The organism is Marinobacter denitrificans (genome assembly GCF_008795955.1).
Classification (GTDB): domain Bacteria; phylum Pseudomonadota; class Gammaproteobacteria; order Pseudomonadales; family Oleiphilaceae; genus Marinobacter; species Marinobacter denitrificans.
In genome coordinates this window covers 31,568-46,931 of sequence record NZ_VMHN01000013.1, presented here as the reverse complement: position 1 = coordinate 46,931, position 15,364 = coordinate 31,568, and the positions used below count along the sequence as shown (strand labels likewise).

The 15,364-nt window shown below is 53.7% G+C and carries 15 protein-coding genes; 2 read left to right on the top strand and 13 right to left on the bottom strand.

The genetic code is table 11. The features are described from left to right. Window positions 1–10: 10 nt before the first annotated feature. The 6 genes from FO268_RS21615 to FO268_RS21590 all read right to left on the bottom strand — a co-directional run bounded on the left by FO268_RS21615 (window position 11) and on the right by FO268_RS21590 (window position 6,482). Window positions 11–349: a 2Fe-2S iron-sulfur cluster binding domain-containing protein gene (locus FO268_RS21615; protein ID WP_150995280.1), complete on the bottom strand. Its 339-nt coding sequence runs from the start codon at window positions 347–349 to the stop codon at window positions 11–13. Further along, the gene (locus FO268_RS21610; protein ID WP_150995279.1) at window positions 346–1,383 is read right to left on the bottom strand and encodes a YeiH family protein; all 1,038 of its coding nucleotides are present in this window, start codon (window positions 1,381–1,383) and stop codon (window positions 346–348) included. Before FO268_RS21610 ends, FO268_RS21615 begins: the two co-directional genes overlap by 4 nt. Before the next feature lie 166 nt (window positions 1,384–1,549). Beyond that, the gene (locus tag FO268_RS21605) at window positions 1,550–2,071 is read right to left on the bottom strand and encodes an aromatic-ring-hydroxylating dioxygenase subunit beta (protein WP_150995278.1); all 522 of its coding nucleotides are present in this window, start codon (window positions 2,069–2,071) and stop codon (window positions 1,550–1,552) included. Further along, window positions 2,061–3,374 (bottom strand): aromatic ring-hydroxylating oxygenase subunit alpha, encoded by a 1,314-nt coding sequence (locus tag FO268_RS21600; RefSeq protein ID WP_150995277.1) that lies wholly within the window; start codon window positions 3,372–3,374, stop codon window positions 2,061–2,063. The genes FO268_RS21605 and FO268_RS21600 overlap by 11 nt, the downstream gene beginning before the upstream one ends. A 24-nt stretch (window positions 3,375–3,398) precedes the next feature. After that, window positions 3,399–5,360: a TRAP transporter permease gene (locus FO268_RS21595; protein ID WP_150995276.1), complete on the bottom strand. Its 1,962-nt coding sequence runs from the start codon at window positions 5,358–5,360 to the stop codon at window positions 3,399–3,401. Window positions 5,361–5,432: 72 nt separating this feature from the next. Further along, a complete protein-coding gene (locus FO268_RS21590; protein WP_150995275.1) occupies window positions 5,433–6,482 on the bottom strand; it encodes a TAXI family TRAP transporter solute-binding subunit in 1,050 nt (349 codons plus the stop codon). A gap of 317 nt (window positions 6,483–6,799) precedes the next feature. Here FO268_RS21590 and FO268_RS21585 point away from each other — a divergent pair, with 317 nt between their 5' ends. Together FO268_RS21585 and FO268_RS21580 are read left to right on the top strand one after the other, a co-directional pair. Next, complete coding sequence (locus tag FO268_RS21585) at window positions 6,800–7,777, top strand: substrate-binding domain-containing protein (RefSeq protein ID WP_150995274.1); 978 nt, start codon at window positions 6,800–6,802, stop codon at window positions 7,775–7,777. Between the two features lie 151 nt (window positions 7,778–7,928). Beyond that, on the top strand, window positions 7,929–8,909 hold the full coding sequence (locus FO268_RS21580; protein WP_191967023.1) for an NAD-dependent epimerase/dehydratase family protein: 981 nt from the start codon (window positions 7,929–7,931) through the stop codon (window positions 8,907–8,909). A 39-nt stretch (window positions 8,910–8,948) separates the two neighbouring features. Here the strand turns inward: FO268_RS21580 and FO268_RS21575 are convergent, their stop codons facing one another. Genes FO268_RS21575 through FO268_RS21545 form a run of 7 tightly spaced genes read right to left on the bottom strand, consistent with a single transcriptional unit; the run spans window position 8,949 to window position 15,364 of the window. Next, a complete protein-coding gene (locus FO268_RS21575; RefSeq protein WP_150995272.1) occupies window positions 8,949–10,331 on the bottom strand; it encodes an MFS transporter in 1,383 nt (460 codons plus the stop codon). A gap of 39 nt (window positions 10,332–10,370) precedes the next feature. Next, window positions 10,371–11,333: a ketopantoate reductase family protein gene (locus FO268_RS21570; RefSeq protein ID WP_150995271.1), complete on the bottom strand. Its 963-nt coding sequence runs from the start codon at window positions 11,331–11,333 to the stop codon at window positions 10,371–10,373. 35 nt (window positions 11,334–11,368) lie between these two features. Next, window positions 11,369–11,992, bottom strand: a complete 624-nt coding sequence (locus FO268_RS21565) for an isochorismatase family protein (RefSeq protein ID WP_150995270.1) — start codon at window positions 11,990–11,992, stop codon at window positions 11,369–11,371. A 32-nt stretch (window positions 11,993–12,024) separates the two neighbouring features. Beyond that, window positions 12,025–12,795: an ABC transporter permease gene (locus FO268_RS21560; protein ID WP_150995269.1), complete on the bottom strand. Its 771-nt coding sequence runs from the start codon at window positions 12,793–12,795 to the stop codon at window positions 12,025–12,027. Beyond that, entirely contained in the window at window positions 12,777–13,562 is a 786-nt protein-coding gene (locus tag FO268_RS21555) for an ABC transporter permease (protein WP_191967022.1), read from the bottom strand. Before FO268_RS21555 ends, FO268_RS21560 begins: the two co-directional genes overlap by 19 nt. Further along, window positions 13,549–14,580, bottom strand: coding sequence for an ABC transporter substrate-binding protein (locus FO268_RS21550; protein WP_150995267.1), 1,032 nt, complete (start codon window positions 14,578–14,580; stop codon window positions 13,549–13,551). The genes FO268_RS21555 and FO268_RS21550 overlap by 14 nt, the downstream gene beginning before the upstream one ends. After that, window positions 14,570–15,364, bottom strand: coding sequence for an ABC transporter ATP-binding protein (locus FO268_RS21545; protein ID WP_199447422.1), 795 nt, complete (start codon window positions 15,362–15,364; stop codon window positions 14,570–14,572). The genes FO268_RS21550 and FO268_RS21545 overlap by 11 nt, the downstream gene beginning before the upstream one ends.

Below are 15,364 nucleotides of genomic sequence, written 5' to 3'. Positions count from 1 at the left end.
GGGCCTGGTTCTAGATAAAGCCGTAGCGGTACACCACGCTCTTGCGCATCCGACCCACCACTTTCAATACCACATCGCTAATGGGATAGGTCCGGCACGCGAGCGCGTAGCCAATGGCTTCTTCTTCTTTGCTTACATGGGCGCGGGACATCGCGAGCGTAGTCACCTCACCCTGGAGGATGTGCACTTTGCATACTCCGCATCCGCCGCCATGGCACCCGGAGGGAATGCCTTGGCGGCCAAGGGCAACCATGGCGTTCAACAAGGTCCGATTCGCAGGGCACGAATAGCTCTCCCCCGTATCGACTAGGTGAACCCGGTAATTGCCTGTTGCGGTCGTCTCGGTCATAGCAACACCCAACTCACTATGGCGAAGCCTGCGATCGCCAAATACAGAAACATCGTCAGGGCTAGCAACATCGGCCTAAGAGTAGCTCCCCTCATGTTGATCCAGTTCGTCTCGGCCCCAACCGCGACCATCGCCATGGCCAAAAGGATTACGTCCACCGATGTAATTATCGAAACGAGATCCTGAGGGATCCAACCGGTACTGTTGATCAACACCGCCATCACAAAACCTACAGCAAACCAGGGAAAGTATACTGGTGCTGCTGTATTAGAGTTTTTATCCGCACGGTTGCGACTCTTCTGGCGTAACAACAGGGCCACCGAGGTAATAGCCAGCAATGCCAGGCCGAGAAACATGACCCGTGTCAACTTCACGACGACTGCAGTCGCTGCTGTCGCCGGGTCGATGGCATCTCCGATGGCCACGACCTGCGCGACTTCGTGCACTGTCGCACCGATGTAGACGCCTAAAGCTTGCGATGAGAACGGCAAGAATTCGTGCAACAGTGGAAAGATGACCATGCTCAACGAGCCGAAAATCACCACTGTAACGATGGCTACCGTAATTTTGTACGGCTGGGTGCGTATGAGGGGCGCCGTGGCAAGCACTGCGGCTGCACCGCAGATAGAGCTCCCGACCGTGGTCAGAAGCACCAGATCTCGGTCCATCCGAAGCATGCGTCCCACGAGCAACCCCACCACCAGCGTCGAACCAGCCATGAATAAGCTGACTGTCAGGCCGCCGACCCCGACCTGTAGCACGTCATGCACCGTGATGCGAAAACCATACAGAGCGATGCCCAGCCGTAGCAGGGTAGTTTGCGCAAACCGGAAGCCGGTACGCCAGGGCGGCGCAGTCCGTGGATGTAGGGTATTCCCATACACCACCCCGATTAGTAGTGCTATCGTAAGCGGCCCCAGGCTTGCTAACGGCGAAAGATCCGTGCTGGTTGCCAGAATCGATGTCGCGGCTATTAGCAGTAGAAATCCGAAGCTCAGCCAGAACGGTCGTGGATAGTCCAGGGTTGAAATCATAGTTTCCTCTAGAATCTGCTTCTAAAGCAGAATCGGTCCATGCGCTAATCGGCTCGTTCAGATCTTCGCGGAATCAGCCCGTTCTAACGGGGCGGGCGCTGTCTACCCGTGACTGGACAACTGCCGTGCTTCGGCTAAGCCCTGCCCCGTGTGTGAACATCCACTCTTAGAAAGGCACCACAAGCGGATGAAACGCGCTGTCACAGTTGATCAGGTTGACTCGTTTGCAGTAGATGCTCAGCGCGTTGTTTCGGTCCCGGAGTTGGTATTCACAGCGTCCGCCATATATATATTGTTTCTGCTGAAAGAAAACGATTGCGCAGAGAACGGCTCTCGCGCGCAGGTCGTAGCCGGCGCCCGGCTCCGCCGACTCAATCTCCAGGTTGCTAAGCATCCGCACCGAACGAGTCTGAGGGTCATCTACGTGAATGCGCTCGTGGCGCAGCCGTGCGATGCGGGTCTGCATCAACTCTTTATCATCATAGAAAATAGAGAGTTGATTCAGCGGGCTCTGCTGGTCGATCTGGGCCGGCACCCAGTAGGTCGCGTCATCGTCGAACAGCTCAATCCATTCTTCGAACCGTCGCTCATCCAATAAACGACTCTCGTGATAAACGAATTTTTGGATTCGCTCATGATCGAGGTTCTCGACGACCGGCTGGTTGGCTGTGTAGGTACTAGCTTGCATGGCTGTTACTCCTTGGCTGCGGCTGGGTCATATAATCGGCCCAGGCTTTGTACTGATTGCGCATTTCGAGCTCGCTGGTTCCCATTCCTTTTTGCCCCTCATCAGTCGGCACGTCCTTGCCGAAATAGCGCGCTAACATCACCCATTCTGCCCCCTGAGTTTTAAGCCCGGATTGAATGCGGCGGAACGCCTCCAGATCATCGGTTTGTATCAGCGAGGCAGGTGCATGGGTGATGTTGAGGTACCGAATGATCTGCTGGTTGTATTCTTGCGGGGCACCCTTGAGCAGGATCGGATAGACGTTAACCTCCGTACGGTCCACTGAGATGGGCCTGATGACTCGAATATGCTGTGCCATTGATTGAATGCATAAGTTCGGATAGAAGATCGCGTTATGCCAGGGAACGTCCAATACCTCCTTGGCCCGTTCCGGGCCATGACGTCCCTCTAACGCCTTAAGATAGGCTTCGAAGACCGGTCCAGAGCCACTGCCGGAGTCAGGGAGTTTTCCGCAATATCCGTGGCCGTTGTCGAACGCACGTATACCCGTCTCATCCCAGAAGGAGATTGGGTTTCCGTCCTCGTCGGTTAACTGCGCACCTGTATTACTGCCCTGGCGCTGAAATTGTCGACCGTCTTCCTTCGTGGTCGATGCGTGAGAGAAAGGTGGATGGTAGAGATCGTTGATATTTTCGACCTGAGCTTTCCAGTTACCATCAAACACATATCGATGGACACCACCGCTCACTTGCACCTCGCCGTCAGGCGCAAGGTTGAGGATGTCATCGATTGTCCGCAACATTGGTCCCAGGTATGTCTTTAGGTCGGGCCCACTATCACTGAGACTGGCAAAAATAAAGCCCCCGTAATTGGCCACGCGCGGCAGCGGTACCATTCCAAATTGCGGGTCGGTTTTGTCAAAGTCTTCCCCGTAGCCGGCTTCAAGGGGGACCGCCGCAAGTTTTCCACTGGTTTTAAAGCTCCAACCATGATAACAGCAGCGGAAGAGGCGCACATTGCCGCATGGCTGATTACAGACGACCGCGCCCCGGTGGCCGCACCGGTTATAGAGCACATGAACCTCGCCATCTGCTCGATCTCGCACCATCACCACCGGTTGGCGTGCTAAGTCTATAGTGATGAAGTCACCTTTTTCAGGCACCTGCGACTCATGGCCTACGTATAGCCACGCTCGGCCGAAAATGCGCTCCATCTCCAGTTCAAAAATTTCCGGATCCTGGTAGAGCCTGCGGTGTACTCGGTCGGGCTTGACGAGCCCTTGTAATTCAGTAGTGCTCAACATCGTCTCTTCCTCGATCAGTTAAGTTCAACGTTTTGCCGGAACGGCGGACCCGGCCCGACGGCTTACACATATCTCCGGCAGGAATTTCTCCGGCAGGAATTCCTGGCCCAGCAGCACTAAAGCCAGCGCTGCGGCGGGCAGAGTTACCCATAGTTCAGGAGAAAAGATGCCCACGGCCGCAACCATTAAAGAAAGCCGGTATACAAGGCCGAGTCTCCGATCAGTGAATCCGATCGTCGCCGTGGTTACGGCCGCGACCAAAACCATGCCCAATACGAAGTCGAGCAAGATGCCGGCCCACGGTGCCGCGAGCACTACCCCTGGATGGAAAATGAGATAGAAAGGCAGCACGAAGCCGACGATAGCTAATCGGCTGGCGTGTACCGCCACCGCCATCGGTCGGGCGTCGGCAATGGCACCGGCAGCGAAACACGCCACCGCCACCGGCGGGGTTATGGCCGACATGCATGAGAAGTAGAGCAAAAATAGATGGCTCTCCAACAGCGGTAGCTCGAAGGCGCCCGTTAGCAGGGGCGCCAGCAGGGCGACGCCCATGACGTACACTGCCGGCGTTGGCATTCCCATGCCAAGCAGTACCAGCACAATTGCTGCCAGAATCAGAGTCGGGATCAACAGTCCGCCACTAAGGCCCATCAAAAGCAGTGTGAACTTGCCCTCTAAGCCGGTGAGAGCGATAGTTCCCATGACGATCCCGGCGGCAGCCACCGCAGCAGTCAGACTGCTCATACGCAACACTGTCTCAGTGCAGGCATCAACAAAGCGCTTGGGGCCAATGTGGCTAGGACCAAACCAGCTTGTTATTAAGGTGCATCCAGTGGCGACAGCGGCTACGTATATTGGCGAGTAACCGGCCAGAAGGAAGTAGATGAGCACTGCCAGCGGAATCAGGCTGTGCCAGTTCCGCCTCAAAGCACGGCTCAGAGAGATGAGGTGCTCGGCGTCGAGCACACCTTCACCCTCGCGTTTTGCCTCAAGGTGCACCGCCAGGAACAAACTCCCGTAATAGAGGATTCCCACCATAAGCGCAGACACGAGTATGTCGCGATAGGGTATACCCGTGTATTCCACCATAAGGAAGGCGACGGCGCCCATCACCGGCGGCAGAAAGGCACCACCGCTGGAGGCAGCGGCTTCCGTAGCTGCGGCACGTACACTGGTCGATCCGGCCCGTTTCATCAGGGGTATAGTTACCGGGCCGGTGGTCGAAACGTCGGCGACAGGGCTTCCGGAGAGAGACCCATACAGGCCGCTGGACACAACACAAGCTTTTGAAGGACCGCCAATCATCCTGCCGGTAAGGGCTGCCGACACCTCAAACAGAAGCTGTCCTCCCCCAGAAAAATGAAAGAACGTTCCGAACAAGACGAAGAGAAAAGCGTAACCCGCTGCCACCTGCAACGGCGCGCCAAAGATGCCGTTAGTGGTGACCGTTTGCATGGTCACGAAGTAGTCCAGCGGAATGGCAGCGTGATGAAGCAGTCCGGACAACAGCGGGCCCAACGGCACAAATAGCAGGAGCACAGCCAGTACACTGGTTAATCCGATGCCAATAGCGCGGCGGCAAGCTTCGAATGTCAGCATGGTCAGGGCGATGCCTGCAGCCAGTTCCATAGGCGGGATGGGTGTAAGGCCTTCAAAAAAGTTAATATAGAACTCTCGGTTATAGATAAAATAGGCGCACACAACCACTGACAGCCCTGCAAGCACGTAGTCCAGCCAGATCTGGCGTTGTACGCGACCATTCAGCGTTATCGAAAGAAAAGTTACCGGGAGCATAACGCCCAGAAAAATCGCCCCCTGCACATGAACATCGATGCGGCCCAACAGGGCAAACCAGAGCATATAACCGGTTAGTAGTACTGACGCGGCCTGGATCAGAAGCTTTTGCGCGCCGCGTATTTCTAGGCGATTCCCTTCCCCCACCAGGTCCAGGAGCCGCGAGAACTTTTGGAGGCGAGAGGCCATAGCAATCTCCGGTTTGAATTGTTGCTAAAGGTTAAGGTGGTTGATGCTAACCACCTTAACCGACAGGCACTGTTAGCGCGTTTTGCCCTGTTCCAACAAATCGAGTTCGCGATAGAAGCGCTCGGCGCCGGGATGTAGCGGCACATCAAGATTGACGATCTTGACTGCTTCTTCAGCAGAAAATGCCTTTAAGGATGGGTGCACCTGCTGGACGCGCTTCTTGTTGTCAACCAGTGCCTTGATGAACTTATAAACCACCGCATCGGGCACATGGGGGCCGGCTAGCAAGGCGCTCCATTGAGTTATGGTCGGCTGACTGGTATCCATCAACTCGGGGTAATTGGACTGGTCTATGGTTATGACTTCATAGCCCCACTTGTCGGCAACGCTCTCCAGCGCATCCTGGTCTGCCTCGACCCAGACGAGATCTTGGGAGCGAACAATCTCATTAACACGAGCATCGGGAACGAAACGCACATTCATAAACATGTCCGCCTTGCGATCTTGAAGTTGTTCAAGTCCGGTACCGCTCGCCACCCAACTGACCTGGCCACCCCAGGACTGAAGATCCTCGATTGAAAATCCATGCGCCTCAAAGATATCTTTTGCGACGTCGACGACTTGGAGGTTTCCTTGACGATTGATAGCGATAGTCAGCGGTGGTTTTTTCTTAGCAATGTCTGCGAAGCTGTACACCCCGTACTCATCAGCAACGTCCTTGTTAAGCACGAAATGGAAGGTCTGCGTGTTGAACAACTGCATAACTGACCGCAAATCACCCTTTAGAGACCGCGGATAAGGCGGATTGCCTTCGATCGCATATTGGATCTCAGGCGCACCTGCTGCCAAGCTGAGGTCTGCTTTTCCGTCAGCGATAAACACGAGGCCTCCCGCCGGAGAAGAAGGCCTAAAGGTCACGGAGGCCTCAGGATATTCATCCCGAAGAATGCCGTTAAAGGTTTCGTAGACTACCTTGTAATATCCTTGGACTCCGGCACCGGTGACGGTGAGGGAAAACTTATCGTCTTCTTCTTGGGCCATTGCCCATTGGCTCATGCTGAAGATTGATAGGGCGAGGATTGCGCCGCGTAGAAAAAGCTGCTTTGTTATATTATTACCCATCAGGAAGTTCTCCTATCGCGTTAGCGCTTGCTAATGCGTTTATTGTATTTATCATTGGATGGAATATATCTATTCCTTAAACTTAACCTAGCACTGCTTCTCCATAGACTCTATTCAGTACTTCTGATGCTGGGTATCAATCTTGCTTATGCCTAACCCCCATCCATCTCAGTAATTGGCTTAGCTTAATGGTGCCCGGGCGACTATATTGAAGAGCATCGAAGAGCGAAGTCACTGCTTGAGGCGGGTATTTACCTGCCAACCATACTGTCACCATGATGATTAACGATTCAGCCAGCTCCGGAGGTTTGCAGCCCATGACACTACGACTTTCCCTCGCTATCGACAGGTACGACCGGTTTTTCCCGTTTTTTGATGAAACGGTACAGACGCCGGATTCGGTCTCTCTAGACGTATATCAAGTTGGACAGACGGTACCGCTGCGTGATGGAGAGTTTCGTCATGAACGTATGATCTACGATGAAGAGTTCGACGTCTGCGAATTCTCTTTTTCCAGTTTTATCATGGCGAAGAAGCGGGGCCTGCCAATCGTCGGTATCCCTGTGTTTCCACGGCGCCTGTTCAGCGTCGGGCTGTGGTACGTGCGCCGGGATTCGGCTCTTCGCAGCCTTTCCGATCTACGAGGAAAGCGCGTGGGTCTGAACTCCTTTCAGACAACCCTATCGGTTCTTGCCAAGGGAGATTTGAAGTTCGAGTACGGCGTGCCCTGGGAGTCGATGGAATGGCACGTGTTGACAAAAGAAAAGATCGAGTTCGAGCCCAAGAAAGGCACTGTCATTCGCCAGCTGAAAGAGGGATCCGATCTTGGGAAGCTGCTGGAGAAAGGGGAGATTGACGCGTTCATCCATCCCCATCCACCAAAGTCAATAACGTCTGGTCAGGTACCTGTGCGGCGATTGGCTGAGGATGCAGCCGAGCTGGAGCTCTCCTATTATCACAAACACGGCTACTGCCCGATAATGCATGTTATTGCTATTCGCCAGACGCTGGCGGAACGACACCCGTGGGTGTGCGATGTACTGATGAATGCTTTCCACAGCGCTCAGACGATATCGGATAACTACTATAATGACCCGAATTGGTCAAAATTGTTTTGGGGGCGCCGCTATTGGGAGACCGAGCGCGACGCCCTCCAAGGGGATCCGTGGCCGATTGGGCTCGCTGCCAATCGTTCGAATATTGAGCGGTTTTTGACCTATTCCCAGGACCAGGGGCTTATTTCTGCGCCTATATCAGTGGACGCTCTGTTTGCAGAGTCGACGCTTTACACCTGATCTTTGATCAGCGCGCCAATTCCGCTGATTTGGCTCAAGCAGTGCTGGTCGGAATTGGTAAGATTTATTCGTAAATCAACAGCCAGGTTGGGAGTTGGTGGATGACAGGAATGGTCATCCGAAACATAGATTTTCATTGATGGGAGGCAACATGACAACGCTGGTAACTGGGGGCCTGGGCGTCATCGGCTCAATGGTGGCGCGGGAAATGGTAGCAGCGGGAGAGAGGCCGGTTCTTTTCGACCTCCCTGCGGCCTCGCCCCGCCTTCTTTCAGACTTGCTGACGAGCGTGGATATCGTTCGTGGTGATTTGCTGGATCAAAGTAACCTGGAGGATGTTATCCGGCAGAAAAAAGTGGACCGGATCATCCACACGGCGGCTTACATCGATCCTGAGCTAGGCCGGGATGTGGTACGCAGCATCCAGGTGAACATACTGGCAGCTATGAATATCTTTGAGCTCGCGCGGGCACATAAACAGATTACGCGCGTCGTCTGGTGTAGTTCGCGGGCGGTATACTCCGAGATGGACGAAGCCGCGAGTCATCCTCATTACCAACCGATTACGGAGGATTACCCACAGGTACGCTCCACGGACCCAAAGAAACTGTACGATTCCACGAAGCTGTTTTGTGAACACTTGATGATGAAGTATGTGGAAGACTTGGGTCTGGATATCATTGCATTGCGATTTGGCAGCACCTTCAGTCCGGGTAAAACTGACCACCATGGGCCGTTGGCGGTGGTGAGTCAGATCGTGGAGAAACCGCTGCGAGGTGAGCCGGTGCATATTCCACGAGGAGGGCAGCAAAAGAACGATTTTATTTACAATCGTGATACAGCCCATGCCCTGATTCTGGCTTCACAAGTAGAGAATGTACAACACCGTATTTTTCACATTGGCTCTGGTGAAGGCCGTTCGTTGCGCGATTTCGCTGAAAGTGTGACGAAGGTTATTCCAGAGGCGCGGATTCAGATCGGCGATGGCCTCGACTACCTCAATTTGGGTCGGCAAATGTACGCTATTTTCGACATCACCCGTGCGAAGGAAGAATTGGGATTCCAGCCACGGTATACGACCGATACTGCCGTCGAGGACTATATCGCCCTGGTGCGCACACTAAATTTATGAAACCTGTTTTATTGCGATAGAGCTCAGGATACGAGGCTATTACCGGGGTGCATTACTGGCCTGGGTCATTAGTCGAAGGCCACTGAGGCCAGCAGCAATGGCCGCAAACCCTGCTGCAACTATAAATGGAACCCCGTTTCCGGTTGTGGTGTCGATATTGAAAATGAGCGCGACGGTTACTGCACCCAAGGTCTGGCCCAGCAGGCGTGCCGTTCCCAACATACCGCTGGCGCCCCCGGTCCGGTTCTCGGGGGCCGTATTGATAAGGACGCGATTGTTGGGCGACTGGAAAAGCGCGAAACCGAGTCCGCAGATCCCCATGCGCCAGGCAATATCGATGTCGCCAGGGTCCGTAGGTAATAATGCCAGCAGACTTAGCCCTAGAGTTAGCAACAGCAGGCCTATGCTGCCAAGCACTCCTGCCGGATAACGGTCGGCTAAATGTCCGACGAAAGGCGCTGCAACCATCAACATGAAGGGCCACGCGGTAATAAGTAGCCCGGTTTCTACGGGCGTCCTGTGCAGAACATCCTGTAGATAGAATGGAAAGGATACGAAGACCACCATTGATGCGGCGAAAGCACACACAGATGTCCCTACGGAGAGTGCAAACACCGGAATCCGCAACAGATCCACTGGCAGTAAAGGTGCTGGCAAAGACAACTGCCTACGTATAAGGACATAGCCCAGTAAACCGGTGAACGCAAGTTTCAGCAGGACCAAGCTCGGATTCTCGTTGCTGCCCAGGCCGTCGAGTCCGGTAATAAGGAAGCCGAAGGTGAGGGCGCTCAGGAGGGCGCTGATAGTATCGAACCGATGAGGTGAGCGTGGTGTGTTTGGAAGTGTCTTGATGCCAATCACTAACGCAACAAGTCCCAATGGCACGTTCAATGCGAACAGCCAGGGCCAGTCCGCAACCAGGAGAATAGCGCCGGCTATTGTGGGGCCTGACGCGGCGGCTCCGCCTGTGACCAGGGCATTCATGGCAATGCCGCGACCGAGGCGGTGGCGGGGCTGAGTAAAACGGACCAATGCCGCAACGACACTCATGATACCGGCGCCACCAAAACCCTGCACCACGCGTGCGGCGATTAGAAGCGACAGTGAATCAGCGATTGCGCAGACGAAAGTGGCGAGGGTGAATACCACCAGGCCTATATTGAAGACCCGTCGATAGCCAATAATTTCGCCCAATGAGGCGAATGGTAGCAGGCCCATCATCACTGCCAACTGATAAGAGTTCACTATCCACACCGAGCTTGCCGGAGTTGCTCCCAGATCGCGGGCTATAATGGGTAGGGCGACGCTTACGGTGGTGCTTTCCAGAACGGCAATGGCCACTGCCAGGCCAAGGGTGAATGTCGCCCAGTGGCGTTGAGGTAAAGGAAGCCCATCGGGATATTTTTTTTGATCGGCTTGCAAGATCCCCGTGTCCTTATTCAGAGTTGGCAGTCGGATTCGTCAATGTTGACCTTGGCCGGGGATCTGGCTCAGAAGAGCATAGACCAAACGGGTATAGGGTGCATCGATCCCCATTTGCTGGTGGCGAGCCACCACTGCGCCGCAGATGGCGTCAAGTTCGAGGGTCCGGCCCTGTTCATGGTCAACCAGCATGGATGTCTTGATCGCATCAAAACTGCGGATCAGGTAGTACATATCGTCTATATCCTGACGGGTAAGCAGTACTTCGTCTGCGCTTGCCGCTACTGCAACTTCCTGCATCAGACTGTAAACAATCGGGGCAAAGGGGGGCTCCCGGCTCAGGCTGCGGGTATCCAGGCCTGTCAGTGCAGACAGGGGATTGACACCATTATTGATGGCGAGCTTAAGCCACAACTCCCTCTGAATATTATTGCTGAGTCTGATGGGAATGCCTGACTGCTCAAAGGCTGTGGATACCTTAGACGGTACCAAATCTGGTGAGCCTTTGGGCCAGGGGCCGATTATCAGTTCTCCCGGTCCCTTTGCGTCGACAGAACCATCGGACATCAGGTGGGCACCGATTTTTACCGCTAATCCCCCGAACACAGAATCTTTGGGAAGTGCATCGGCCAGGGTACGTTCATTATCCATGCCATTCTGCAAAGAGATGATCGGGCAAACGGCGTTACAGTGGGCGAACCATACGGCAATGGCACCGGCGAGTTCTTTCGTCGCAGAGGACTTTGTGCAAAGAGCAAGAGCATGAAACTGCCTGGGGGTATAGTGTTCAAACAGTTGACTCAGGTCACAGGCGGTCTGACAAGGTACTTTATTAAATTGCTTATTGTGGGATACTCGGAGGCCTGACTCAAGCAGCTGGCCGAGGCGCTTGCCACGGGCCACCACCACGCAGCGATGTCCTGCATTTATCAGTTTCGCCGCGTAAAAGCTGCCAATACCTCCTGCCCCGACAATTCCGATCTGCTTGTCGTATCGCGCCATAAAACCGGATCTCTCAGTCCCTTAGTGCTCGTTGGTCAAGTGTTGAGTGGCTTTTCCAAATGCGCGAGCACTTCCCTGAGCGGCAATACATCGGCGTATTTTGCTTGCAAATCACTCAGTGATTGTCGGTGAGCCTCTGGCCAGCGGTCTGCCACGGCGTCCTCTACGACGATGGGCCGAAACCCGTACTGAATTGCATCTACCGCAGTCGCTCTGATACAGCCACTGGTAGAGCATCCAGCCAGAATCAGTGTGTCGCATCCTGTGGCGAGTAACCTGCTTACCAGGTCGGTACCAAAGAAACAGGACGCGTATTTTTTGATCAGCAAGCCATCCCTGGGGTCACGGTGTAATTGCGGTGAGATATCAACACCGTTGCTGTCGGCTTTTAAATCTTCAAGGCCCCCGATTTTGGTGACCCAGATACCCGCATCCTGCATTGTGTCCGAATCGTAGCTTACGGTTGTAAAAATAACGGGGATTTTTGACTTGTGGGCGCTATCCAGTAAGGTGTTGGCTGCTTCCAGAGTGGCTGGCATAGAAGAGCCCAGAGGTCTTCCTTCTTCAGTGAATGCGCGGGTCAGATCAACTATCAGAAGGGCAGGGTGTTTGCCAAAACCCATTCTGCGCCCCCACGTGGCTTCGCTGGAATCGCTCATGCTGTTTTCCTCTGGTTCAATATTTCAAATGCTCACGCCCGATCAAAGCGCTGGCTTATATAGCTCATCACAGCGTTGATACTCAGGGCCGTGAGAAAAATGATAATCAGAATCGAATACATGCTGGCAATATGGAAAGTGTTGTAATACTCAATCGCAAGGAAGCCCAGACCAGCATTGGATAATTTGATTTCGCCAAGCAGTATGGCAATGATTGTAACGCCCAATCCAAGTCGCATCCCCCTGATAATCGGCCCTACCAGTGAAGGAAGATAAATCTTTATAAGCATTTGCCAGCGTGTGAGGTTTAGTGCTTTACCTACGTTGACCAGCACCGGGCGCACGTTGAGGGTTCCCGACATTGTGCTCAGGGCAATTGGGAAAAATCCTCCCAATGCTCCAAGAGCAACCTTTGACTCCGGACCAATACCAAAAATTAACATGACCACTGGCAGGAAGATAATTTTAGGGGTTGTTGCCAACGATGAAAGAAATGGGTCCGCGACGGACGACACGAACGGTCGACTACCGAGCGCAATACCGGTTACGACACCAACGAGGGTAGCAATCGTAAAACCACCGAACAGCTCCATCAATGTAACGCCAAAGTGGTGGTATAGTTCCGGGCTGCTCAATTCATTCCAGAATGCGCTGGCCACCTCGAGAATGGTGGGTACGACCCCTTCATAGAGTATGCCTGATCGTGCAATAAGTTCCCAAAGGATGACCACTACCGCGGGGGTTAGTACCTGAAGGGTGAGGACTTGCCTGCGTAATCCTGAATTCATACTGGTCTGAGCCATCGTTCTACCTTTTTAAGCACTGTCAGAAAGAGCAGACTTATGAGAATGATAAAGAAGATTGCAGCGTACATTCCCGGAATGTCGTAGCGGAAAAACATGGTTGATACGACCCGACCAAGTCCACCGAAATCGATCAGGAATTCAATCCCGATTATATTGACGAGTGAATAGATCAACCCCAGCCTGATGCCGGTGAAGGCATCGGGGACGGCGGCGGGAACCTGTATTAAGGTAAATGTCTGCCTTGCCGTCAGGTTGAACGCTGCTCCCACTTTCAGCAGTGTGGGGGAGACCTTGTGAAGCGCTTCACAAGTGTACAAAGCGACCGGGATTGATCCGGTGATCACGCCCATGGTGATTGTTGTGCCATAATTCCGCCCGATGATTACCAGAAACAGCGGGTACAGAAGTACCAGGGGGGCGGCAAACATCGCAGCGAGCCAGCCCCGGTAAGCCCGGCCCAGTACCTCATAGCGAAACAGTGTCCAGCCCAAAGGCAAGCCGATGAGCATCGCCAGAAAAGTGGCTGACAGCGCCTGTGCCAGAGTAATCAGAAAAGCAGCGCCGAGATTGTCCTTTGTGAAAAGCCGCTCTAGTGACATCAGCATTTCTGAAGGTGCTGCAACAATGGAGGGGTCCGCGATTCCCGAGGCAACCAGCACCTCGAGAATCAGGCCCAGAAACAGCAGAACCAGAAGGCTTGCTGTCCTTGGCCCCCAAAGGGCAAACGCCAGACGCTGCTTTTGATGGGGCTCAGCGTGGGTCATACACATAATCCAGCAACTCGTCAATCTGCTCCTGGCTCAGAGGCTCCCGGAGGGCGTCGTGTTCGATGGCTTCCTGTATGGTCTTATCCAATCCTTTCACAGGTACAGACAGCAACGCCTCCTTGGGATAGAACGCGGCAGCATCTTTCGCAATTTCCAGGTCAATGTTGTTAAATGCGGCAAAGCGCTCAATCGCTTTATCCTTATTGTCATACATCCAGTCCACAGTTTTCATATACGCACGCATAAAACGTTTGGCAACGTCACGACGCTCAGTGAGGAAGGTTGTATTGGAAATGTTGGCCCGTACAGTCTGTTCAGCCAGTTCCGGCAGGTCGCCTCCCTTTGCAATAATTCTCAGGTCACCCGCGGCGATCAGATCGAGATTGAAAGGAGGTACTGACCAGCCAGCATCGAGTTGACCGGACATCACTTGGGTGCGATTGTCTGAAATACCGCCTGCAGAAACAGTTTCTGCGTCTACCCCGGCTTTCGCCAAGAGGTTCAGCAAAACCAGGTGGGAGGATGCACCGGGGCGGGAATAGCCCACAGTTGCGCCTTCCGCATCGGCGAGGCTCTTCAGGTCACTGTCACTTTTTGCATACCAGAACAGATCGCCGGCACCTGTCATTTCCGCCCCGATGATCCGCACCGGAGCGCCGCGCTGATAAGCTCCGAGAATACCGAGCATGCCGTTAACAAAGCCCATGTCAACGCTTCGGGTTGTGACCGCCTGAAGTGTTTCAGCGCCACCTTTGGTCCAGGTCATATCAACAGAAAGGTTCTCTTCGGCAAAGATGCCTTCTTCAACGCCCTGGTGCACCACCAGCGTGTCCCACAGTCCTCTTTGGCCGATAGCGACAGAAACTTTGTCCATTTCCTGGGCAACAGCGCTTAGTGACAGCATGGTAGCTACCACAGGGATGAGCACATATTTACACAGCTTGCGTTTCATCAGATTGTTCTCCTTAATGCTTTTGTTTTTGTTACAAAGTATTCCGGTGGCTTCACGCTTCACCGGCGGCTTTCATTCCTCTGTCCGCCTCCATGCGCAGATCTTCCCAGATTCGCCCAACGTAGCCGGCAAATTTGTCAGTAGAAATAAGTTCTGAATCTCGCGGTCGCGGTAGTTCAATGTCGATAGTTCGCATGATGGTGCCTGGGCGGTAAGACATGACCGCCACTCTGTCACTAAGTTGTACAGCCTCAGTAATATTGTGAGTAATGAGCATTGTGGTCTGCTTTAGTGCATCGCAGATCTTAAGTAGCTTGTCCCCAAGCAACAGCCGCGTTTGCTCATCCAGTGCCCCGAAAGGTTCGTCCATTAACAGAATACGTGGTTCCGAGGCCAGGGTGCGTGCAATGGCAGTGCGTTGGCGCATGCCTCCAGACAGTTGGTGGGGGAAATGGTGCTCAAATCCGGTTAAACCAACCAGTTCCACAAAGTGGCGAGCTTTTTCCAGTCGCTCTTTTTTCTCCATCCCAGCAACTTCGAGGGAGAAAGCGACATTGTCGAGCACCGTGCGCCAGGGAAAAGTGGATTCTTCCTGAAACACCATGCCAATGTCCTTATGGGGACCGGAGACAGATACGCCATTTACAATAACCTCTCCGGAATCCGGCGGTATCATGCCGCCGATTATGTTAAAGAGAGTAGATTTCCCACAACCGCTGGGGCCAATGATTGAAAGAAACTCACCTTGCTTAACCCCAAGATTGGCGGGTGCCAGTGCCTGGATCCGATCCCCGTTATCGGACTCAAACGTTTTCGAGACATTCCTTACTTCAAGAGTAGCTGTCAT